The organism is Veronia pacifica, from assembly GCF_001707825.1.
GTDB classification, from domain to species: Bacteria; Pseudomonadota; Gammaproteobacteria; order Enterobacterales; family Vibrionaceae; genus Veronia; species Veronia pacifica.
The window spans coordinates 138,486-161,727 of record NZ_LYBM01000004.1 but is presented as its reverse complement, the minus strand read 5'-3'; the positions used below and the strand labels follow the sequence as shown (position 1 = coordinate 161,727).

At 48.7% G+C, this 23,242-nt stretch carries 20 protein-coding genes; 9 read left to right on the top strand and 11 right to left on the bottom strand.

What is annotated here, in order from left to right:
* Positions 1-37: 37 nt before the first annotated feature.
* From pepA to A8L45_RS04370, 3 genes are all read left to right on the top strand, one after another.
* Entirely contained in the window at positions 38-1,546 is a 1,509-nt protein-coding gene (gene pepA, locus A8L45_RS04380) for a leucyl aminopeptidase (protein WP_068899611.1), read from the top strand.
* A 111-nt stretch (positions 1,547-1,657) separates the two neighbouring features.
* Positions 1,658-2,116 carry a DNA polymerase III subunit chi gene (locus A8L45_RS04375; protein ID WP_068899605.1) on the top strand — a complete coding sequence of 153 codons (459 nt, stop codon included), beginning with the start codon at positions 1,658-1,660 and terminating at the stop codon, positions 2,114-2,116.
* Between the two features lie 15 nt (positions 2,117-2,131).
* Positions 2,132-4,993 carry a valine--tRNA ligase gene (locus A8L45_RS04370; protein WP_068899603.1) on the top strand — a complete coding sequence of 954 codons (2,862 nt, stop codon included), beginning with the start codon at positions 2,132-2,134 and terminating at the stop codon, positions 4,991-4,993.
* A gap of 68 nt (positions 4,994-5,061) precedes the next feature.
* On the opposite strand, the gene A8L45_RS04365 is transcribed toward A8L45_RS04370, so the two are convergent.
* Together A8L45_RS04365 and A8L45_RS04360 are read right to left on the bottom strand one after the other, a co-directional pair.
* Entirely contained in the window at positions 5,062-6,066 is a 1,005-nt protein-coding gene (locus A8L45_RS04365) for a M48 family metallopeptidase (protein ID WP_068899601.1), read from the bottom strand.
* A complete protein-coding gene (locus A8L45_RS04360) occupies positions 6,066-7,229 on the bottom strand; it encodes a YjgN family protein (protein WP_068899600.1) in 1,164 nt (387 codons plus the stop codon). Before A8L45_RS04360 ends, A8L45_RS04365 begins: the two co-directional genes overlap by 1 nt.
* 338 nt (positions 7,230-7,567) lie before the next feature.
* Here A8L45_RS04360 and A8L45_RS04355 point away from each other — a divergent pair, with 338 nt between their 5' ends.
* A complete protein-coding gene (locus A8L45_RS04355) occupies positions 7,568-8,455 on the top strand; it encodes a helix-turn-helix domain-containing GNAT family N-acetyltransferase (RefSeq protein ID WP_068899598.1) in 888 nt (295 codons plus the stop codon).
* A gap of 53 nt (positions 8,456-8,508) precedes the next feature.
* Here the strand turns inward: A8L45_RS04355 and rraB are convergent, their stop codons facing one another.
* The gene (rraB, locus tag A8L45_RS04350) at positions 8,509-8,904 is read right to left on the bottom strand and encodes a ribonuclease E inhibitor RraB (protein WP_068899596.1); all 396 of its coding nucleotides are present in this window, start codon (positions 8,902-8,904) and stop codon (positions 8,509-8,511) included.
* A gap of 583 nt (positions 8,905-9,487) precedes the next feature.
* Here rraB and arcA point away from each other — a divergent pair.
* From arcA to A8L45_RS04325, 5 genes are all read left to right on the top strand, one after another.
* A complete protein-coding gene (arcA, locus tag A8L45_RS04345; RefSeq protein WP_068899594.1) occupies positions 9,488-10,708 on the top strand; it encodes an arginine deiminase in 1,221 nt (406 codons plus the stop codon).
* A gap of 341 nt (positions 10,709-11,049) precedes the next feature.
* On the top strand, positions 11,050-12,054 hold the full coding sequence (gene argF, locus A8L45_RS04340; RefSeq protein WP_068899592.1) for an ornithine carbamoyltransferase: 1,005 nt from the start codon (positions 11,050-11,052) through the stop codon (positions 12,052-12,054).
* 358 nt (positions 12,055-12,412) lie between these two features.
* Positions 12,413-13,342 carry an aspartate carbamoyltransferase gene (gene pyrB / locus A8L45_RS04335; RefSeq protein WP_068899590.1) on the top strand — a complete coding sequence of 310 codons (930 nt, stop codon included), beginning with the start codon at positions 12,413-12,415 and terminating at the stop codon, positions 13,340-13,342.
* Between the two features lie 14 nt (positions 13,343-13,356).
* A complete protein-coding gene (gene pyrI / locus A8L45_RS04330) occupies positions 13,357-13,824 on the top strand; it encodes an aspartate carbamoyltransferase regulatory subunit (protein ID WP_068899588.1) in 468 nt (155 codons plus the stop codon).
* A 278-nt stretch (positions 13,825-14,102) separates the two neighbouring features.
* Positions 14,103-14,492 carry a RidA family protein gene (locus A8L45_RS04325; RefSeq protein WP_068899586.1) on the top strand — a complete coding sequence of 130 codons (390 nt, stop codon included), beginning with the start codon at positions 14,103-14,105 and terminating at the stop codon, positions 14,490-14,492.
* Between the two features lie 76 nt (positions 14,493-14,568).
* Here the strand turns inward: A8L45_RS04325 and idi are convergent, their stop codons facing one another.
* The 8 genes from idi to nudF all read right to left on the bottom strand — a co-directional run bounded on the left by idi (position 14,569) and on the right by nudF (position 23,076).
* Entirely contained in the window at positions 14,569-15,132 is a 564-nt protein-coding gene (gene idi, locus A8L45_RS04320; RefSeq protein ID WP_068899585.1) for an isopentenyl-diphosphate Delta-isomerase, read from the bottom strand.
* 84 nt (positions 15,133-15,216) lie between these two features.
* The gene (locus A8L45_RS04315) at positions 15,217-15,963 is read right to left on the bottom strand and encodes a 1-acylglycerol-3-phosphate O-acyltransferase (protein WP_068899584.1); all 747 of its coding nucleotides are present in this window, start codon (positions 15,961-15,963) and stop codon (positions 15,217-15,219) included.
* Positions 15,964-16,166: 203 nt separating this feature from the next.
* Positions 16,167-18,434: a DNA topoisomerase IV subunit A gene (parC, locus tag A8L45_RS04310; protein WP_083228196.1), complete on the bottom strand. Its 2,268-nt coding sequence runs from the start codon at positions 18,432-18,434 to the stop codon at positions 16,167-16,169.
* Positions 18,435-18,460: 26 nt separating this feature from the next.
* Positions 18,461-20,353, bottom strand: a complete 1,893-nt coding sequence (parE, locus tag A8L45_RS04305) for a DNA topoisomerase IV subunit B (RefSeq protein ID WP_068899583.1) — start codon at positions 20,351-20,353, stop codon at positions 18,461-18,463.
* 94 nt (positions 20,354-20,447) lie between these two features.
* On the bottom strand, positions 20,448-21,026 hold the full coding sequence (gene yqiA, locus A8L45_RS04300) for an esterase YqiA (protein WP_068899581.1): 579 nt from the start codon (positions 21,024-21,026) through the stop codon (positions 20,448-20,450).
* A 1-nt stretch (position 21,027) separates the two neighbouring features.
* Positions 21,028-21,852 (bottom strand): 3',5'-cyclic-AMP phosphodiesterase, encoded by an 825-nt coding sequence (cpdA, locus tag A8L45_RS04295; RefSeq protein ID WP_068899579.1) that lies wholly within the window; start codon positions 21,850-21,852, stop codon positions 21,028-21,030.
* Between the two features lie 37 nt (positions 21,853-21,889).
* On the bottom strand, positions 21,890-22,318 hold the full coding sequence (locus A8L45_RS04290) for a DUF1249 family protein (protein ID WP_068899577.1): 429 nt from the start codon (positions 22,316-22,318) through the stop codon (positions 21,890-21,892).
* A 137-nt stretch (positions 22,319-22,455) separates the two neighbouring features.
* On the bottom strand, positions 22,456-23,076 hold the full coding sequence (gene nudF / locus A8L45_RS04285) for an ADP-ribose diphosphatase (protein ID WP_068899575.1): 621 nt from the start codon (positions 23,074-23,076) through the stop codon (positions 22,456-22,458).
* Between the last annotated feature and the right edge of the window lie 166 nt (positions 23,077-23,242).

The following is a 23,242-nucleotide window of genomic DNA, read 5'->3' as shown; positions in this document are numbered from 1 at the left end:
ATTTGACCTCAATTGTCTTTAGGATGTAGGAGTACGCATGGAGTTCAGTGTAAAAAGCGGGAGCCCCGAAAAACAGCGCAGTGCGTGTATCGTGGTAGGCGTTTTTGAACCACGACGTCTCTCACCTGTCGCGGAGCAACTCGACAAAATCAGTGACGGATATATTAGTAGCCTATTACGCCGCGGTGATCTCGAAGGGAAACCGGGCCAAATGTTACTGCTTCACCATGTACCAAACGTATTGTCAGAGCGCGTTCTTTTAGTAGGTTGTGGTAAAGAACGTGAACTGGGTGAGCGCCAGTACAAGGAAATTATCAAAAACACCATCAACACCCTGAATGAAACGGGTTCGATGGAAGCGGTCTGTTTCCTGACCGAACTGCATGTGAAAGGTCGCGACACTTACTGGAAAGTGCGTCAGGCTGTAGAAAGTACCAACGACGGTCTCTACACCTTTAACCAGTTCAAGAGCGTTAAACCTGAAACACGACGTCCACTGCGTAAACTGGTATTCAATGTACCCACTCGCCGTGAGCTGAACCTTGGTGAGCGTGCAATCGCTCACGGTCTGGGTATCTCATCCGGTGTTAAAGCCTGTAAAGACCTGGGCAATATGCCACCAAACGTTGCAAACCCTGCATACCTCGCTTCTCAGGCTCGTCGCCTTGCTGATGACTTTGAAAAAGTGACCACCAAAATTATCGGTGAACAGGAAATGCAAGAACTGGGTATGACATCATACCTGGCGGTTGGCCGTGGCTCGAAAAACGAATCTATGATGTCGATCATGGAGTACAAGGGCAACCCAGATCCTGATGCCAAACCAATTGTTCTGGTGGGCAAGGGCCTGACCTTTGATGCTGGCGGTATCTCACTGAAACCGGCCGCAGCCATGGACGAAATGAAGTATGACATGTGCGGTGCTGCATCTGTATACGGAACCATGCGTTCACTGGCAGAACTTGATCTGCCAATCAACGTTGTCGGTGTTCTGGCGGGCTGTGAAAACATGCCGGGCGGCAATGCATATCGTCCGGGTGATATTCTGACGACTATGTCAGGTCAGACTGTTGAAGTGTTGAATACTGATGCAGAGGGCCGTTTGGTACTTTGCGATGCGCTGACCTATGTTGAGCGTTACGAACCAGAATGCGTAGTAGATGTAGCAACCCTTACAGGTGCCTGCATTATGGCACTGAGTTTCCATATCAGTGCGCTACTGTCTAACCACAACCCACTGGCACATGAACTGGTAAATGCTTCTGAGCAAGCCAGCGACCGTGCGTGGCGTCTACCAATGACGGAAGAGTATCAGGAACAGCTTAACAGCCCATTTGCTGATATGGCTAACATTGGCGGTAAAGGTGGCGGTACTATCACTGCAGGTTGCTTCCTGTCGCGCTTCGCTAAAGCCTATAACTGGGCGCACCTGGATATTGCAGGCACTGCATTCCAAGGCGGCAAAAATAAAGGCGCAACCGGACGCCCTGTCCCAATGCTTGTCCAGTTCTTACTGAACCGTTCTGGCCATGAAAGTGCGGAGTAACATCCAACACTAAGAAAGGAGGCCAAAAGGCCTCCTTTTTTTTGTCCTGACAGCGCATAATGACGAATTAGCTGAACATGAAATATACAACCGCATCATTCCGGAGAGTTTATGGCTAGGGCAACCTTTTATCTGCTGAGCGATGATGGTGTGCCGTCAGATCAGCAAATGATTGAGCTGACTTGTCGATTTGCCAGTGATTTCTGCCAACAAGGCCAGAAAGTGTATATTGCAGCAGCGGATAAGTGTCAGGCAGAACAAATAGATGAGGCACTCTGGCAACGTGAGCCAGATAACTTTGTTCCTCACAACCTTGTTGGTGAGGGGCCAAGAGCTGGGGCACTGGTCGAAATTGGCTGGCCGGATGTCAGACATAGCGGTCACCGCAGCGTACTGATCAATCTGGCTCATGATGCAGCAACTTTTGCGCCATCCTTCGCACAAGTGGTAGACTTCGTGCCTTGCGAAGAGAGCCGCAAACAGCAGGCGCGAGAACGCTACAAAATTTATCGTATGGCTGGCCGTCAAATGCAGACGCTGGCTGTCAACGAATCTCCTAACTCAAACTGATCCATCAAGAGCGCTATGGAAAAGACATACAATCCAACATCAATCGAAAAAGCGCTGTACCAGCGCTGGGAAGAGGCCGGTTACTTCAAGCCTCATGGTGATACATCTAAAGATGCTTACAGCATTATGATCCCACCGCCAAACGTCACCGGTAGCCTTCACATGGGCCACGCGTTTCAAGATACCATTATGGATACCCTGATCCGCTGTGAACGCATGAAAGGCAAAAACACCTTGTGGCAAGTCGGTACTGACCACGCTGGTATCGCAACGCAAATGGTTGTTGAGCGCAAGATAGCGGCAGAAGAAGGTAAGACCAAACACGATTATGGTCGCGATGCCTTCATCGACAAGATCTGGGAATGGAAAGGCCAGTCTGGCGGCACTATCACCAAACAGCTGCGTCGTCTGGGGGCTTCTGTTGACTGGGATCGTGAACGTTTCACCATGGATGACGGCCTGTCAAATGCCGTTCAGGAAGTCTTTGTTCGTTTGTTTGAAGAAGACCTGATTTATCGCGGCAAACGTCTGGTGAACTGGGATCCTAAACTGCAGACAGCTATCTCTGACGTCGAGGTGGAGAATCAGGACAAAAAAGGCCACATGTGGCACTTCCGTTACCCACTGGCAGATGGTGTAAAGACTGCTGAAGGTAACGACCATATTATCGTCGCCACCACCCGCCCGGAAACCATGCTGGGTGACACAGGTGTTGCCGTTAACCCTGAAGATCCTCGCTACAAAGATCTGATTGGCAAAGAGATCATCCTACCGATCGTAGACCGTCGTATTCCTATCGTGGGCGACGAGCATGCTGACATGGAAAAAGGCACAGGTTGTGTGAAGATCACCCCCGCTCACGACTTCAATGACTATGAAGTCGGTAAGCGTCACAGCCTGCCAATGATCAATATTCTGACCTTCACCGCTGACATACGTGACCGCGCTGAAGTCTTCACCACCAACGGTGAACCAAGCGATGTTTACAGTGCCGAACTGCCTGAAAAGTATCATGGCATGGAGCGTTATGCCGCCCGTAAAGCCATCGTCGCTGAATTCGAAGCACTCGGCCTGTTGGACGAGATCAAAGATCACGATCTGACTCTGCCAATCGGCGACCGTGGTGGTGTAGTCATCGAGCCTATGCTGACTGACCAATGGTACGTTCGCACTGCGCCGCTGGCACAGCCTGCTATCGAAGCCGTTGAAAACGGTGATATCAAGTTCGTTCCTAAGCAGTACGAAAACATGTACTTCTCCTGGATGCGTGATGTTCAGGACTGGTGTATCTCACGTCAGCTCTGGTGGGGTCACCGTATCCCGGCTTGGTACGACAACGACGGTAACGTCTATGTCGGCCGTACTGAAGAAGAAGTGCGTGAGAAAAATAATCTGGCACCTGTTGTTGTTCTTCGTCAGGACAATGATGTACTGGATACCTGGTTCTCTTCTGCGCTATGGACCTTTGGCACGCAAGGCTGGCCTGAGCAGACCGATGCACTGAAAGTTTTCCATCCATCAGATACCCTGGTCACCGGTTTTGATATCATCTTCTTCTGGGTTGCCCGGATGATCATGATGACCATGCACTTCATCAAAGATGAGGATGGCAAACCACAGGTACCATTCAAAACCGTTTACGTGACCGGTCTGATCCGCGATGAAAACGGCGACAAAATGTCGAAGTCGAAAGGGAACGTCCTGGACCCGATTGACATGATTGATGGTATCGATCTTGAGTCTTTGGTAGCCAAACGTACTGGCAACATGATGCAGCCTAAGTTGGCGCAGAAGATTGAGAAGAACACCCGTAAAGCCTTCGAGAACGGCATTGAACCTTATGGCACCGATGCCCTGCGTTTCACCCTTGCGGCGATGGCATCGACGGGTCGTGATATCAATTGGGACATGAAGCGTCTTGAGGGTTACCGCAACTTCTGTAACAAGCTGTGGAATGCCAGCCGCTATGTGCTGATGAATACCGAAGATCAGGACTGTGGTTTTGCCGCAGGCAGCAACGTGGAATACTCACTGGCAGATAAGTGGATTGAATCTCAGTTCCAGCTGGCAGCGAAAGACTTCAATGGCCACATCAGCAACTTCCGTCTCGATATGGCAGCCAACACGCTGTATGAGTTCATCTGGAACCAATTCTGTGACTGGTACCTGGAGCTGACCAAGCCTGTTCTTTGGAAAGGCACTGAAGCGCAACAACGCGGTACCCGCCGTACCCTGATCACTGTGCTGGAGAAAACACTGCGTCTTGCACATCCGGTGATTCCATACATCACTGAATCCATCTGGCAGAGCGTTAAGCCAATGGTTGAGGGTGTAGAGGGCGATACCATCATGCTGCAGGAACTTCCTCAGTACGATGACAGCCAGTTTGATGCTGACGCTTTAGCGGATATCGAGTGGGTGAAGAGCTTCATCACCTCAATCCGTAACCTGCGTGCAGAGTACGATATCGCGCCGAGCAAACCACTGGACGTCATGCTGAAAGCGGCAGACGAGAAAGATGCGGCCCGACTGAATGCTAACCAGCAGGTTCTGATTGCACTGGCTAAGCTGGAAAGTATCCGAGTTCTGGATGCAGGTGAAGAAACACCTGCCTGTGCTACTGCACTGGTAGAGAAATCTGAACTGATGATCCCTATGGCTGGCCTTATCGACAAGGATGCAGAACTAGCGCGTCTCGATAAAGAAATTGCTAAAGCTCAGGGCGAGATCAAACGCATTGATGGCAAGCTGAACAATCAAGGCTTTGTTGCTAAAGCACCAGAAGCAGTTGTTGCTAAAGAGCGCGAAAAACTCGACGGCTACAAAGAAGCACTGGTTAAACTTGAAGAACAAAAAGCGACCATTGCCGCTCTGTAATATTCAATAGAGCGATACAAAAAAAGGGCTGCCTGACGGGTAGCCCTTTTTTATTTCCCGATGACATGTCAGTCCGTCATACCAGCATTCTCAACCGCTTGGATCCTGTCATCAATATCGGGGTGGGTGCTTAACCATTGCGGCAGCTCACCCGAGTCAGAAGATGAAGCAAGTCGGCGGAACATGGTAGCCATCGGTGCAGTCGTGCCATAGATTTCCATCATATACTGGGCCGAGAACGCATCAGCCTCGGTCTCCAACTCACGAGAAAAGCCCGTCACAGCAACCAAGGTTCCTGCCCCTGCCAACATATCGATAGCGCCGGAGCTTTCCCCTGTCATCACAGTCACAGCCACAGACAACAGCCCTGCCCTGACCACAGATTTCATGACGTGCTCATGATAAACATGACCGAGCTCGTGCAGAATAATACTGTCGAGTTCCTCAGGAGCTTTACTCAGCGCGACCAGTGAATCCATCACCACCACGGTCCCATTGCTGAGAGCAAAGGCATTAGGCCCCATTTCCCATGATCGGAATTCAAGTTTGGGCGCAAAGGGCATCGGCGGAAGTTGGCTGACCAGTCCGGCAAAGCGCTGTTGAAGCTCAGCCTGTTTGTCTGCCGTCAACGATGATGACTGAAACGTGGTTTTGTCCAGCTCGGTCATCACCTGCTCGGCCACCAGCTCGGGCACATCGTCTGGCAAAACCGACACAATGCCGCGTGTAGCTGCTGGTAAACCATGAAAGTATCCAAGCCAGACAAACAGTAGACAAATTACCACACTGGCAAGAACCAGTAGGATGTTGTCTTCTGTCCGCTTGAGCCAGCCACGTTTTGGCCTCAAGGCGTCGGGCACCTTTGCCATATCATCAGGAATGAAAAGTTGTCCCTGAGGAAACCGCACCTGAAGCCTTAAACCGCCAACATCTGAGCCGAGTTCCAGCTCACTTAACGCTGACTCAACCCAAATACCATCAATATTCAACCTCACACGGTCGCCCGGCAACATATCCAGCTCTGCATCGTACTTGTCTGAACGTCCAGCCTGATAGGCGATGCCCGAGATCATCAGTTAAGCCCAACTTCCAAATTAAAGGCCTGCGAGACTTCGTCGCCAATTGATGATGTTGCTTGATCTCCAGAATCTGCGGTGCGCAGTAGGCTCATGTCGCCCTCTACAGCCGTTACCGAAGCCAGATAGCGCGATGTCCGAACCAGCACCCACGGTCTTGCGAGACCCAAAGTCACCAGTTGAGCAAGAAAGTTTGATACAGTCAGCCAAACAAAAGCACCCAGCGTTATCTCAGAGCGTAACTGATACTTGTCTTCACCTTCTGTCAGCATTTGGCCGAAAACATAGTTTCGGGTGCGGACAGCAACAAACGACGTCACCACGATCCCGCAAACGAGAGCAAAGAGATACAAGCCGATAACGAGCGCAAATGTGCTACCTGACGCCAGATCGCTATTAAAGATACTGGAAGGATCGCCTGAACTCGCCACCGAAATAAGTGTGAGTGCCAGACCGGAGAAAAATAGCGCTCCCACCACCATCAACGCGATGCCAATCGCCAAGCCGATCAGCCAAGCCTGTAAGTAGGTTTTAACAAAGAAACCCGTTGAAAGCGTCGCAGAAAATGCCTTTTCACCATAACGGTAACCGTTGGCAAAGTAAGACATGATGCCCCGGATTACCCAGCCATAGCCGACAATCGCAGCGATAAGAAAGGCCAGCACTGACACCACCATGCCCACTGCACCGCTCACACCGAAAGCGAGAAACGTCGCACCAGCAACAACAGCGACCAGCAGCAGAGGACGGCCAACAAAGGCAATATAGGCTCCCAACAAGTCACCCGCGAAACTGAATCTCACATTGCGATAACTTGTCATGCTTGAATCAAATCTGGCATTGTTTCTCGCCAGAACAGGTAGCAGTAGCATGAAGATCAGGGCGGCAATAAGCGCCACCTGTGGAAGAAGGCTCTGAGAGATCACCCAAGCTGCGAGAAGAACAACAGCAATAATTCGACCAATCAGAATCTGAACAGGTGTAGCATGGTAGTCAAAGCGGTCGCCAGCCAGCTCTGTGTTCCCATAAAAGTATTTTTTTGTTCTGACTTTGGCCCATGCTGAGTAAATTCCCAGAGTGATTATCGACAGCACCAGATTTACAATCCAGATACCGAAGAACTCTCCAGCCTTACCATGGAATACCAACCGATTTTGCATTTTTTATTTTCTCCTTGTACGAATAGTAAAAGCGAAAATATTCTGACAGTTAACGAAAAATCAAAGGGCTTTAGCAGCAATATTTGCGGGTTAATTCTTACTCCATCTATCCATAATGCGAGTGCTGCCAAAAACTGCCATCTTTGTTGAATTTCCTATACACCTTTTTCACCTTTTTCATATTAACCATCAGGAAAGGTCTCAAAAAACATTAGCAGGTTGGACTAATACCAACCTCCTCTCAAGCCTGCATATTGAAACGGCTCAGGTATAATAAAAACAAATCAGAATACTGACTGTGGTGAAGACCAAAGTCTGCAATAAGGAAAAGGTCGACAATGGCGACAGGAGCCAGAGAAATTCGGGGTTTGGTCAGACAGTTATTACGTCACAGGGGACTGCTGGACAATATCTACGGGAATGCAGGACTGACAACCGTTCAATGCCATGCGATGATCGAGCTTGAGCACTGCGAAATGGCGGCGGATACACTGGCAAGAACGCTGAATATTGATACCGCAAATGCTTCACGCACTCTGGCAATTCTGCAAAACAATGGCAATGTTAGCTATGAAGTGAGTCCCGATAATAACCAGCCTTTATACAAACTGACTGAACAAGGAAAACAACGTCTAGGCTCTCATCACCTTCAAATCAACGAAGAAATCGATCACTATCTGGCGCAGTTAGATAATGACGAAATTGAACAGCTTTCTTTGTCGCTGTTTCGTTATAACCGTGCGATGGAAATGACCGAAGCCCAAAAGCCTTATACGGTAAGGGACTTCGAACCTGCTGACCATGCGGCTATGGCCACCATTATCGCTAGGTGTCTGACAGAACAAAAGAAAGATGCGGCAAGTACTCAAACGGATTTACAGCTTAACCCAGTATCACCGCAAAGTGCCTACTGGGTGATCGTAAAACAGGGCAAATTGTTTGGTGGTGGCGGTATCCGGCCGATTGAGGAAGATGCAACTGGCGCGCAGCTACACAATCTTTACCTGACCAAATCACTACGTGGGAAAGGCTTTGGCCGTCTACTCGCAGTCAGGGCTCTTAAATGCGCGCGGAAACACGGGTTCAACTATTGTGAGGTAGTCGTAGCAACAGACCAGACTGGTGCTATCGCGTTATTTCAAACACTTGGTTTTCACTCCGTTGAACATGCAGACACCGACCGACAACAGGTAGATTTCGTGACGATGAGAAAAATGCTGCGCTGAACAGACAAAAAAGCCAGCGTGATCGCTGGCTTTATCTCGCAAGATGAGAGTGCTTATTCAGCATCACTCTCGGCGTCGTCACCTTCTTCATCCCCTTCGGATTCAAAGTAGGTACCCCAACCGTCATAATCAATGTTGTGTTTTTCTGCCAACGCGACAAGTTGCTCAACCTGCTCATCAATACGGTCAGCATCCAGAGCACTGTCCATTACGGCATCGAAACAAATCACTTTGCTGCCGTCATCCAGCTCAAGCTCTTCTGCTTCCGACACATCGAAGCCCAGTTTAAATGCCTCAACAGCGGCGCCTTCGAGCTGCTCAAAGCGGTCTGCAGAAAGATGGTGCTCAACGGTATAAAGCGCATCCGGATCACTGCCATCGGCCAGCAGTGCCTCGATGATCTCGCGGGTTTCGGCTTTCTGTTCTTCAATTAGTTCGGCGGTGCTCATCGGGATACTCCAGCGTTATTCATTAATCCGGCGCAATATCTCATTAATTACACGGTTTGGCTATGGCAAATTTACGGTTTTCAACCTGACCAGCGGTACTCAGCAGTCTCTGTTGCCAGTCTTACAGACAACCCTGACAAACAACAAGATTTGACCTTGCCTGCGAACCTTGCCATTATCTGTGCACGCATAGAAAAACCACAAGTTATTGATTTTGAATTAAAAATCATTTTGCGCACATTGTCATTAAGTTGATAAGATTAAGTTTTGCAGCTTATAAGCATAGATAAGCAACACTAAATGGAAGTACTTATTCACTTTGTATATATATCTTGATGTTAGCGGGAACGCTAGTCAGCCAAAGTGAATAAAGCTTAATTACGTGATAAATGGATTTACGCATATTCAGGCACAATTTCGCTAAAATTGCTCACCTGCCGAATTCCATTCACTTTGTCACGCCGAGTTTTCACGCCTACTGTTGTGATATGGCATTAAATTTTGTCTCACTCTTAAATGCGAGACAAAATTATGTCGCACAAAGACTGGCCTGAGAGAATTTATATCGCGAGAGAGAATTGATATGAGTCGATTTTACGTGGGTTCAGAAGTGGGCCAGCTCAAACGGGTAATGTTACACCGCCCAGAGAGAGCCCTGAATCACTTGACGCCATCAAACTTTCAGGAGCTCCTGTTTGATGATGTGCTGGCTGTTGAGCGAGCAGGCAAAGAACACGATGTTTTTGCACAGACCCTAACAGAACAGGGCGTGGAAGTATTACTGCTTCACGACCTGTTGGTTGAAACCCTGGCCGTACCGGAAGCCAAAGCTTGGCTGCTTGATACACAGGTCAGTCCCTATCGCCTTGGTCACCAGTTTGCCAGCGATGTTCGCCATTATCTCAATGAGCTTAACCACAATGAACTGGCCGAAATACTGCTTGGCGGTTTGAGCTATATTGATTTCCATATCACCTCTCAATCTATTATGCAGTCGGTTCATCAGAAAACCGATTTCATTATCGAACCTCTGCCTAATCACCTATTTACCCGAGATACATCCTGCTGGGTTTACGGTGGCGTATCCCTCAATCCAATGGCAAAGCTAGCCAGACAACGGGAAACCAACCACTTGAGAGCCATTTACCGCTGGCATCCAGATTTTGCTCAGGGCGACTTCGTGACTTATCTTGGCGCAGAAGTCTGCGACTATGACAACGCCATGGTTGAAGGCGGTGATGTACTGGTTATTGGTAACCAGACCGTACTGATTGGCATGTCGGAGCGCACCACGCCGCAGGGTGTTGAGGCATTGGCGCGCGGCCTGTTTGAGCACAAGCAAGCCAAAGAAGTGATTGTATTGGACTTGCCTAAGAACCGCTCTTACATGCATCTCGATACCGTTATGACCCATGTGGACAAAGATACCTTCTCTGTCTATCCCGAAGTCATTAACACGTCAATGCAGTGCTGGAGCCTGACTGACAAGGGCGACGGACAGGTGAAAGTGAGTCAAAATAGCAATTATCTGTCTGCAGTAGAAAAAGCGCTGGGGATCCCTCAGCTGCAAATCATTACGACCGGCGGCGACAGCTTCGAAGCTGAGCGGGAACAATGGAACGATGCTAACAACGTTCTGACAGTGCGTCCGGGCGTAGTCATAGGCTATGAAGGCAACCACTACACCAATGAGAAGTACGATAAAGCCGGTATTACTGTGTTACCTATCCCTGGCGACCAACTTGGCCGTGGACGAGGTGGCGCTCGCTGTATGAGTTGTCCTCTGGAAAGAGACGATATCTAATCATATTTATCGCTTTGGGCCGCTTGATTTATAGCGGCCCTCATATCGAAGCAAAAGAAACATTGATCTCCTCCCTACCTTATCTGCCACCGCTTTCTGTAAACCTCCTTGTCGCGACTCACTATCAGTGCCATGTTCTGGATGAATAACAATTTGTGGCGTAATAAGTCTGTCTAATTATGAATGTTTAATTAGAAAACCTTCTTGAAAACTGCGTCATCACCGAATATCATCTCACCTATTATTAATAATTATTCAAATTTTATGGATAAGAATTCTAAGCACGCCAGTTCAATAAGCTGACGCAGAGTGTGCAACAGACGTCTGAAAGGAGCAATGACATGGCATTTAACCTTAGAAACAGGAATTTTCTGAAACTGCTCGATTACACCCCTAGCGAGATTGCCCATCTGCTGTCACTGGCGGCCGATCTAAAAAAGGCAAAATACGGCGGATACGAGCAACGACGTCTGAATGGCAAAAACATCGCGTTGATCTTTGAAAAAGCCTCGACCCGAACCCGCTGTGCATTTGAAGTGGCTGCTTTTGATCAGGGAGCACAGGTTTCGTACATTGGTCCATCCGGGTCGCAGATAGGACACAAAGAATCGATGAAAGACACTGCGCGGGTTCTCGGTCGCATGTATGACGGCATTGAGTATCGCGGCTTTGGTCAGGACATCGTCGAGGAATTGGGTGCTCACGCCGGGGTACCTGTCTGGAATGGTTTAACCAACGAGTTTCATCCTACCCAGATTCTGGCAGACTTTCTCACCATGCAAGAGCACGGCAGAGGGAAGCCGTTACATGAAATCGCCTTTGCTTACCTTGGCGATGCAAGAAACAACATGGGAAATTCCCTGATGGTTGGTGCAGCAAAAATGGGAATGGATCTCCGGCTGGTCGCTCCACAGGCATTATGGCCGGATGCCTCGCTCGTTGAACAGTGTCAGGCGATTGCCAAAAAAACCGGCGCAAAAATTACTCTTACAGAGAATGTCACAGAAGGCGTGAAAGGATGCGATTTCATTTACACCGACGTTTGGGTGTCCATGGGTGAATCCAAAGAGGTATGGGATGAGCGCATTGCGATGATGATACCTTATCAGGTGAACATGGCAGTGATGGAGGCGACAGGCAATCCTCACGTTAAATTTATGCATTGCCTGCCCGCGTTTCATAATGATGAAACTACCATTGGTGCTGAAATTGCCGAAAAGCACGGGATAAAAGGGTTAGAAGTCACCGAGGATGTCTTTGAATCCGATTATTCTATCGTGTTTGACGAAGCAGAAAACCGTATGCACACCATCAAAGCGGTATTAGTCGCAACACTTGGTGACTAGCCTAAAACAGGGTTCCATGTGGTCGGAACTAATGCCTGATTGTTAGAAGATGCTCCCTTACGGGGGCGTTTTTATTCTCACCATTTAATAATTAGGGTTATAATCGTCGTAAAGAGGGTTAACGTTCAATCAGTTAGACGCAGGCTTGCATAGACGGTTTAACGGCGTATAATCCACCGCAATTTGTAACAAAAGTGACCCAGTATGCCAAAACAAGCATTACATACCATGGTTAAGACTTGCCGATATCTGGCAATGGTCGTCGTTTTTGTTATCACCGGATTTTCAAAAAAAGCCTCCTGATTCAGGGGGCTTTTTTTTAGCCAGATAAACCGCAAAGTAAGAGGGAAAAGGGACTATGGCGAACTCGCTGTACAATAAACATATCATCTCCATCCCGGAGCTATCACGCGAAGAACTTGAGTTGATTGTCAGCACAGCCGGAAAGCTGAAAGCAGAGCCCAACCCAACGCTGCTCAAGAACAAGGTTGTGGCCAGTTGCTTTTTTGAAGCCTCGACCCGAACTAGGCTATCGTTTGAAACGGCAATACAGCGACTCGGTGGTACCGTCATCGGTTTCCCTGACGCGGGAAATACCTCTTCCGGTAAAAAAGGGGAAACATTATCTGACTCAGTACAGGTGATCTCCTCCTATGTTGACGCCTTTGTGATGCGCCATCCCAAAGAGGGGGCAGCCCGCTTAGCTTCTGAGTTCTCTAATAATGTGCCAGTGATTAACGGTGGAGACGGCGCTAATCAACATCCGACCCAGACTCTGCTCGACCTGTTCAGTATTTCTGAGACTCAGGGCCGTTTGGACAATTTGAATATCGCTATGGTGGGCGACCTCAAATATGGCCGCACGGTTCACTCACTTACTCAGGCACTGGCAAAATTCAACAACAACCGATTCTACTTTATTGCGCCGGACGCACTGGCAATGCCTGATTACTTGCTGGAAGAACTGGATGAAGTAGGCATTCATTACAGCCTGCACACCAGTATTGATGAAGTAGTACCAGAACTCGATATTCTGTACATGACGAGGGTACAGAAAGAGCGTTTTGACGAGTCAGAGTATGCCCATATCAAAGCGGCTTTCATTCTCGACACTCCAAGCCTTGAAGGCGCAAAAGATAACCTTAAGGTGCTCCATCCCCTGCCACGGGTTGATGAAATCACGGTCGCTGTCGACAAGACGCCTTATGCTTACTACTTCCAGCAGGCAGAAAATGGCGTCTATGCCCGTCAGGCTTTACTGGCACTTGTTATCAACGAACAACTTTAATGCGGGAAAGCATCATGGCTAAAGAAAATAAACTGCAGGTAGAAGCAATCAAAAACGGTACTGTGATTGACCATATTCCCGCGCATATCGGCTTTAAAGTCCTCAGTCTGTTCAAAATGAATGACTCTAATGAAAGAGTGACAATCGGTTTGAATTTACCGTCATCGGCACTGGGCGCCAAAGATTTAATTAAGATTGAAAATGTGTTTATCAGTGAGGAACAGGCCAATCAGTTGGCACTGTTCGCGCCGCAGGCCACAGTGAATAAGATTGAAAGCTATGAGGTAGTTGCCAAATTGCCGCTTAGTTTACCGGATACGATTAACGCAGCGTTTCATTGCCCGAATACCAATTGTATTACTCATGACGAAAAGGCAGTGGAAAGCAGCTTCAGAGTGATCACCAAAGTCGATGATATTCAGCTTAAGTGTAAGTACTGCGAGAAAGTGTTCTCTCGGGAAATCGTCGCTGATAGCCATTAATCGCTTGTTTCATCGCCTGACTTTTGCATCAGGTACTCAGGCTCAAATGAAGAAGAAAACGATGATGAGGGGCAATCCAGAAGGATCCCACCAAAGCGATGAGTAAGGACTGTCTCTCTCTTTCGGTGCTCATCAGCTACTCACCTTCCAGTCTGTTTCTGTTAATGCCGCAATCAGCGGCATTAATCAGTTGAAAGTCTTTACCTCTTGGTCCTGCCGATGCAGACTTACCCCTGTTTATCCATTTAGAGAACACACTACTTCAGAAGGAATTCGAAATGACTAAAGTCCTGCACACTGATAACGCGCCTGCAGCAATTGGCCCATATATTCAGGGCGTTGATCTCGGTGGTATGGTGATGACCTCTGGTCAAATCCCTGTTAATCCTGCTACCGGTGAGGTCTCTTCAGACATCGCAGAACAAGCCCGTCAGTCTCTGGAGAACGTTAAAGCGGTAGTTGAGGCTTCCGGCCTCAAAGTACAAGACATTGTGAAAATGACAGTATTTGTCAAAGACCTTAACGACTTCGGCACCGTCAACGAAGTGTACGGCACATTCTTTGACGAGCACCAGGTAGCGCACTACCCAGCACGCTCATGCGTTGAAGTAGCCCGCCTGCCAAAAGATGTGGGTATTGAGATTGAAGCTATCGCAGTTCGTAAGTAATCAACATTGCTGATCGAAAATAAAAAAAGCGGCAATGCCGCTTTTTTTCATCGTGAAGCATTCCATTGGACGAGTTTTAACTTACCTGCTCAAGCATCTCACGAGTGAGCTGGCGTTTAACACGCAGGAACACTTCAGGGAACCAGGCTGTAAATGTCTCAGGGGCGTTAGCCAGCAATTGTTCAATACGCGACTCAGGCCACCAGCCGTAATCCATAATTTCTTCCGGTATGAGCCTGACATCCAGCTCAGCAGACTCACCAATCAGGATCTGATCCAGCTCGTGTTCAACTAAGTTATTGTCTAACTCGGCTCGGTAACAAAAACGATCTCCCATTCGGTATGACAGCTCCTCAGCCACGCCCAGCTCTTCCATCATTCGTCTTACTGCGGCCGTCTGGAATGATTCGTTCTGCATCGGGTGCGAACAACAGGTGTTGGTCCAGAGTCCACCGCTGTGATATTTGTCCATGGCACGACGCTGAAGCAGGTACTCCCTGCCCGATGGGGTATTGCGAAAAACCATGATCGAAAAAGCGAGGTGAAGCCAACCTTCGCGATGAGCTTCCATTTTTTCGGCAAGCCCGGTTGGCTCACCGTTTTCAGTCACAAGTACGACCTGATTTTTCAATTCCAACATCTGTCTGGCACCTAAATCGATACGGCATAAACACAAAAAAAGGATGCTTTTCACAGCATCCTTTCAGTGAAAAAGAGTAAAGAATTACTGCTTTTCGAACACCCCAACGCCTTCATTGAGAGTCACAACTTCTTTATCCAGCTCAGCAAGCCTGTCTTTCATCAGGTTATAACAGCGGTCAACCAGCTCGTTGACATTGTCCTTGTTATAGCCTTCGACTGAGATGGGGTCCAACAACTCTACAAGTACATGACCATTGTTGCCCCTGTTCACACTGAGCTTGTTGGTGGAGCTACATACAATTGGTACGATGGGCACGCCCGCAGCGATCGCTGCATGAAAAGCGCCTTTTTTAAAGGGTAGTAAACCACGGCCCCGTGAGCGGGTGCCTTCTGGAAATAACCAGATAGAAAGATCACATTCTTTAATTTTTTCAACGATCTGCCCTATTGTGCCTACCGCTTTGGTTTTGTTCTTACGGTCGATAAGAATATTACCCGTCAGCCAGTATAGTGGTCCAAAGAACGGCACATAGACCAGACTCTTTTTGCCAACCGTCACAGCGCCGCGTTGAAGTGCGTTAGAAACAGTGACCAAATCCCAGTTGTTCTGGTGATTAGCGATGTAGACGCAAGGACCGGTTCCATCGATTTTTTCTGACTTTCTTATCTGTAGCCGAATCCCGAAGAGACGATAGAGCGCACCAAATTTATGGCCGATCACAAAAAGGTTTCTGGGATTACGAGGGCTGAGTAAGCAGTAACCACAACCGAAGACAAATATGACCAGAATAAAAAGAATAATGGCCAACAGTCGTAGTATAAAAAACATTCATCTCTCCTTTAAGCGAACAAGTGTGCGCTAAAAATAAGCAGAAAGATGATATACGTAATCGAACCCAAAATACATTTTTTATTGCAATATCTATCCAACGGCTCAGATTAAACGCATATCAACATGCGCTGACATCAACAATCGATAGGCAAATAACAAAATACCCTCCAAAAGGAGGGTATTTTTTAGCGCGCTTGGCGTTAACTATCGGCATCTGGTACGGGCGGTGCCGCTATTTCAACGTCAGTAACCCGCTGAAGTCCACGGGGTAACATACTGCCCCGCCGCCCTCTCTCGCCACGGAAATTATCCAAATCCGCGGGTTTCAGTGACAATTTACGCTTACCTGCGAACAAGGTGACTGTCGCCCCTTGTGGGACCACATACAACTGAGACAACAACTCTTCTCTCGCCTTTGCCCGTGCGGCAGGGATGTTGATGATTTTATTGCCCTTTCCTTTGGCCAACTGTGGCAGCTCTTTGAGTGGGAACACCAGCATCCGGCCTTCATTAGTAATAGCCATAATGTCATCAGTTTCAATGTCTGTTACCCGGGCAGGAGGCATCACCTCCGCTTGTGCAGGTAAATTCAGCATGGCTTTACCGCTGCGGTTTTTCGACAACAGGTCTTCATGCTTACAGACAAATCCATATCCGGCATCAGACCCCATCAGCATCAATTCAGGATTGTCACCCATGAGTACATAACGGATTGTAGTGCCGGCAGAGATGTTCAGTCTTCCGGTGATCGGTTCTCCCTGACTCCTTGCCGAAGGCAAAGTATGGGATTCAAGTGCATAGCTGCGGCCGTCAGTACCAATGAACACCGCGGGCTGATTGCTCTTGCCTCTGGCATAAGCAAGATAGCTGTCGCCGGACTTGTAATTCAGCCCGGTGGCATCCACCTCATGACCTTTGGCGTGGCGAATCCAACCTTTTTCAGACAGCACAACGGTAATTGGCTCACTCGGAACCAGATCGCGCTCAGTTAAGGCTTTGGCCTCTGCGCGCTCAACCAGTGGTGATCGTCTGTCATCACCGTATTTCTCAGCATCAGCAAGAATTTCTTTTTTCAGCAACGTATTCATGCGGCGCTCAGAACCCAGCAGTTTTTCAAGCTTGTCGCGCTCTTTGCTCAGCTCTTCCTGTTCGCCACGAATCTTAATCTCTTCCAGTTTGGCTAACTGGCGGAGTTTGATTTCGAGTATTGCATCAGCCTGTTTTTCGCTGAGTTCAAAGCGGCGTATCAGCTCAGCTTTTGGCTCATCCTCTGTCCGGATGATCTCAATCACTTCATCAATGTTGAGATAGGCGACCAGTAAGCCTTCAAGAATGTGCAGCCTTGCCAATACTTTATCGAGACGGTATTGCAGACGGCGTCTGACTGTCGTTCGACGATACGTCAACCATTCAGACAGGACAGTCGTCAGTCCTTTCACCTGAGGTCGCCCGTCAAGACCAATCATATTCAGGTTAACGCGGTAGCTCTTCTCAAGGTCTGTCGAAGCAAACAGATGATTCATCAACTGTTCGCTGTCAACACGGTTTGAGCGAGGAACAATCACAATACGGGTTGGGTTTTCATGATCTGACTCATCGCGCAGGTCATCCACCATCGGCAGTTTTTTCGCGCGCATCTGGTTAGCAATCTGCTCAAGCAACTTGGCACCAGACACCTGATGAGGTAAGGCAGTGATAACAATGTCGCCATTATCTTTGTGCCAGACTGCTCGCATCTTGATCGAGCCTTTGCCTGAACGATAGAGCTTTTTCAGATCTGTCAGCGGGGTGATAACCTCAGCTTCCGTTGGATAATCAGGCCCCTTAACGTGCTCCATCACCTCATCCAAATCCATCGACGGCTTGTCGATCATCGCGACCGCAGCATTCGCTACTTCGCGCGCATTGTGAGGCGGAATATCTGTCGCCATACCTACCGCAATACCTGTCACACCGTTTAACAGGATGTGTGGAAGACGCGCAGGCAGAGACTTAGGCTCTTTTAGCGTGCCGTCGAAGTTTGGCGACCAGTCAGCCGTTCCCTGCCCCAGCTCACTCAGCAAGACTTCGGAGAAACGGGACAAGCGTGATTCGGTATAACGCATCGCAGCGAATGATTTCGGATCATCCGGTGCACCCCAGTTCCCCTGGCCGTCCACCAACGGATAGCGATAAGAGAAAGGCTGAGCCATGAGTACCATGGCCTCGTAACAGGCTGAATCACCGTGCGGGTGATACTTACCCAGCACATCGCCCACGGTACGGGCAGATTTTTTATATTTTGCCGTTGCCGACAAGCCCAGCTCAGACATCGCATAAATAATGCGTCGCTGAACGGGTTTCAGACCGTCGCCGATAAAGGGCAGCGCACGATCCATAATGACGTACATTGAATAGTTGAGGTAAGCATCCTCAGTAAACTTGCGCAGAGGCAGCTGTTCAACACCGTCGTAGGTTACATCACTCATTGATAACGTCCGTCAGTCAAATTCAGTTAAATCTCGGTCAGGTCGGCCATGTCGCCTTTGTCCTGCAACCAGCCACGACGATCTTCCGCCCGCTTTTTGCCGAGCAGCATATCCATCATTCGATCGGTCTCTTCGCTGTCATCAATAGTCAGCTGAACCAGACGGCGGGTATTCGGATCCATGGTGGTCTCGCGTAATTGCAGCGGATTCATCTCACCCAGACCTTTGAAGCGTTGGACGTCAATTTTGGCACGCTTCTTACTTAGTCTTTCCAGTACGCCCTCTTTCTCTTCGTCATCGAGTGCGTAATACACTTCTTTACCGCAGTCGATGCGATAAAGCGGCGGCATCGCGACATAAACATGCCCCGATTTAACCAGCGCGCGGAAGTGACGGGTAAACAGTGCGCAAAGCAGGGTAGCAATATGCAAACCATCAGAATCCGCATCGGCGAGGATACAGATCTTGCCATAGCGCAGACCGGAGAGATCTTCACTATCGGGATCAATTCCCAATGCCACGGAGATATCATGTACTTCCTGAGAGGCCAGTACCTGATCCGCAGAGACTTCCCATGTATTAAGGATCTTACCTCTGAGCGGCATGATCGCCTGAAATTCCCGGTCCCGAGCCTGTTTGGCCGAGCCACCTGCCGAGTCCCCTTCCACTAGAAACAATTCAGTGCGGGACAAGTCCTGCATCGAGCAGTCGGTGAGTTTGCCCGGCAGTGCTGGACCTGAGGCAACTTTCTTACGGACAACTTTTTTTGCCGCCCGCATTCTGCGATGGGCATTAGCAATGCAGACTTCAGCAAGTTGTTCTGCAAGCTGTGGTCTTTCGTTAAGCCACAGACTGAAGGAATCTTTTACAACACCAGAGACGAAGGCCGCACACTGACGAGATGACAGACGCTCTTTGGTCTGACCGGCAAATTGAGGATCCTGCATTTTTACCGACAGCACGTAAGCACAGCGCTCCCAGATATCATCTGCGGTCAGTTTTACGCCGCGCGGCAGCAGGTTGCGAAATTCACAAAACTCACGCATCGCGTCCAACAGTCCCTGACGAAGACCATTAACGTGTGTGCCGCCTTGAGATGTCGGAATAAGGTTAACGTAGCTTTCCGCGATCAACTCGCCACCTTCCGGTAACCAGATAACCGCCCAGTCCGCTGCTTCATGCGGCGCGGTAAACTCACCGATAAACGGCTCCGCAGGTAGAAGCTCATAGCCCTTAACACCTTCAGCGAGATAATCTTTCAGGCCATCCTGATAACACCATGTCAGTGTCTCGTCGGTATTTTTATCAGTGAAGACAATCTCAAGACCGGGGCAAAGCACCGCTTTCGCCTTCAGGTTGTTTTTCAGGCGAGACACAGAGAATTTTGGTGTATCAAAGTAGCTGCCATCAGGCCAGAAGTGAACACGGGTGCCTTTTGCACGACGGCCACATGTCCCGACAACTGTCAGGTCCTGCACCTTATCGCCATGTTCGAATGCAATTTCGTAAACCTGACCATCGCGTTTAACGGATACCTCAACGCGCTTTGACAGGGCGTTAACGACCGAAATACCCACACCGTGCAAACCACCACTGAATTGGTAGTTTTTGTTCGAGAACTTACCACCGGCGTGAAGCTTACACAGGATCAGCTCAACGCCCGAAACTCCCTCTTCCGGGTGAATATCCACGGGCATTCCCCGCCCGTCATCAATCACTTCCAGCGACTGGTCAGTGTGAAGGATAACCTCCACTTTGCGGGCGTGGCCTGCCAGTGCCTCATCGACACTGTTATCGATGACTTCCTGCCCCAAGTGATTGGGACGGGCAGTGTCTGTGTACATGCCGGGGCGTCGTCTTACAGGCTCAAGACCATTAAGAACCTCAATGGCACCTGCGTTATAAACTTGCTCTGTCATAAATGATTGGCTTACTAGTATTTATCGATCTAATGCGCTTCTGTGTCATTAATATGTTATGACACAGTTAGCGAAGACATTCTGTGAGTGAGGTTTATAGTCCCAAGAATTGGACTATGTTCGCACAATAACGCTCAAAACCCACAAAGCTGTGATCACCGCCACACTCAACTGACTGGCGACAATCTTGGTATTTTTCGACTGCTTCCCGGTAATCCAGTACTTCATCGCCTTCCTGTTGTAACAGCCATATTGCGGGGGGATGATTTATATCCGGGGAATCCAGAGCTCTGAGTTGTTCCATATGAACTGACTCTAGATAATAATTTTCCCCAGTGTAGGGATTTTGCTGCGGTCCGAGATAATCAGCGAGTAAATCATACGGTTTAGCAGCGGGATTTACTACTACAGCAGAAAAACCGTGAAGGTTATGTAACCAAGTCGCTAGATATCCTCCCAACGAACTGCCGACCAGCCCAATACGATGCGTCGATTTGTACCTTTCTATCAACGACGATAACTGCTCGGCAGCTGGCTCGGGGTAACAGGCCAACTGTGGGACTTCAATACGGATATCGGGTCGGTGCTGTTGACACCATGCCGATATTTGTTGCGCTTTGAGAGATTGTGGAGAACTGTTAAAGCCATGAATATACAGCAGCAAAGATGGCATCTCAGTACCCCGATGAGCCCATATCGGGCTTAAAGTCGATTCCCGTCAATCGCTCAACCTTGCTGACTAGCTGCCCATCGGGTAGCAACTCCAGCCATTGCCAACCGGGATTAAGGTTATCGATAGCGAAGTCATCAGAATTAGGCTTGAACTGAATACAGGTTGATGGAGAAGCGAGCACTCTTACGTCCTGATGCATTTTGTCCAACGACTGATGGATATGGCCACAGACAACTGCCCTTACATTTTTCTTAGGAGCCAGTTTCTGCCATAAAGCGTCGTGATTACGGAGTTTGTGTTGGTCAAGCCATGCGCTGCCTGCGAGTAGAGGGTGATGATGCAACAGAATCAGCGTGTGGCGCTCTGGATACTCATCAATAAACGACACTAATTTGGCGAGCTCTGACTCAGAGAGCTCCCCGAAGGGCACGCCAGCAACCTGACTGTCTAACAATATCATTTGCCAGTGATCGCCAAGCATGACCCGGTCAGCTCTTACCATAGGTTTTTGGTTAAGCACATCGATCATTTCTGGTTGGTGATCGTGGTTGCCCGGCAGCCAGAAACAGGGCACATCAAACTTTGCCACACCTTCAACAAACAGGCGATAAGATTCAGCAGTGTGATCCTGTGACAAATCCCCGGTGGCAATCACAGCGTCGAAATACCTGTTTTCAGCAATGATTTTGTCCACCACCGCTCTAAAGCTATCCAGCGTATTGACGCCCAGAAGACTCCCGTGAATATCAGAGAACAGATGGGTATCGGTTATTTGTAGCAGACGGACGACGCCGTCTTGGCCATCAAGTGATTCACAAGTCCGCAAAATGCTGAAAATCCTAAAAAAACGTAAAAAAACTTAACTAAATAATGATGTCGTGTTTTGCGATACCGCTTCGCAGACAATGTGCTAACCAATCGGAAAGGAAAGCATTTACCTGATGCTTTTCATTTTTCTGGTGCATGCGCGGGTTCGGATAATCATAACGCGGCTGAATACGTGAAATCTGCTGGCTGGTACACACTTCAGCAACACGTGCATCGTGGTATAGCCGTACCGATAGTCGTGGACGCATGTACTCAGGCGCGCTGCTTTTTTGCCAGATATCCACCAGCGTGGTGTATCGCGTCGATTCTAAAATATCAATCTGAAACTCACTTCCCTGAATATCATAAACGCAAGAATCTCCCACATCATCGCTGTGTGGTATAAGTCGGACCAACTTGGCATAGTTAGTCTCATAAACACGCATCAAGGCACTGAGATCTACGTGATACCCTCGTCCAATCATGCTGATTCCTGTCTGATTATCAAAGAAGCCGTTCACACGGCGTATTGTCGCGCATCAGTATTGGCTAGAGCACTGAGCGCAGATGTTTATATCTCTGTTGCCAAAAGGTCGGCTGGAATTTCCTCGCCGACTGAATCCTACTTACCTATACGAAGCTTATCAAGGTTGAGTTGCAGCCACTGCAAGGCAATAATTGTCGCTGCATTTTCTATTTTTCCATCGGCAATCCACTGATAAGCCTGCTCCCTTGGTACAACATGAACCAGGATATCCTCATTCTCATCCGGTACGCCATGGATGCCCGTCGCGTTATCAGCATTCACTTCACCGTAAAACACTTCAATGCACTCGGAACATCCGCCAGGGCTGGGTAAAAAACGCGTGATCGACTGTAAGTTTGTCACAGCGAGACCCGCCTCTTCCTGTGTCTCCCGGATAGCAACCTGCTCTGGAGACTCTCCCTCTTTGTCGATAACACCTGCAACAATCTCGAGCTGCCATGGCGACCTGCCCGCTGCAATCGCACCGATTCTTACCTGCTCAACGAGAACAACCTGGTCAGTTACTGGGTCATAAGGGAGCAAGGCAACAGCGTGACCACGTTCAAATAGCTCACGAACGACTTCGCCACTCCAACCACCAGCAAACAAACGATGACGGAATGCATACTTTATCATTTTAAAATAGCCGTTATACACAATATCGTTACTTTCCATAACGATATCCTGTACTCCAAACTGCTTGTTATCGTCGTGCATTACCACCACACTCTCCGAGGGTTGAAACATACAGAAACATAAAAAACCGCAAATAATAACTATGCATGCTCCACCGCTGCAACGCAAATTGATACCTTTTCTCACTCAACTGCGCGCATATAACCATTCAACTCTAGATTTTTGACTGTTTTCGCAGCAATCTAAG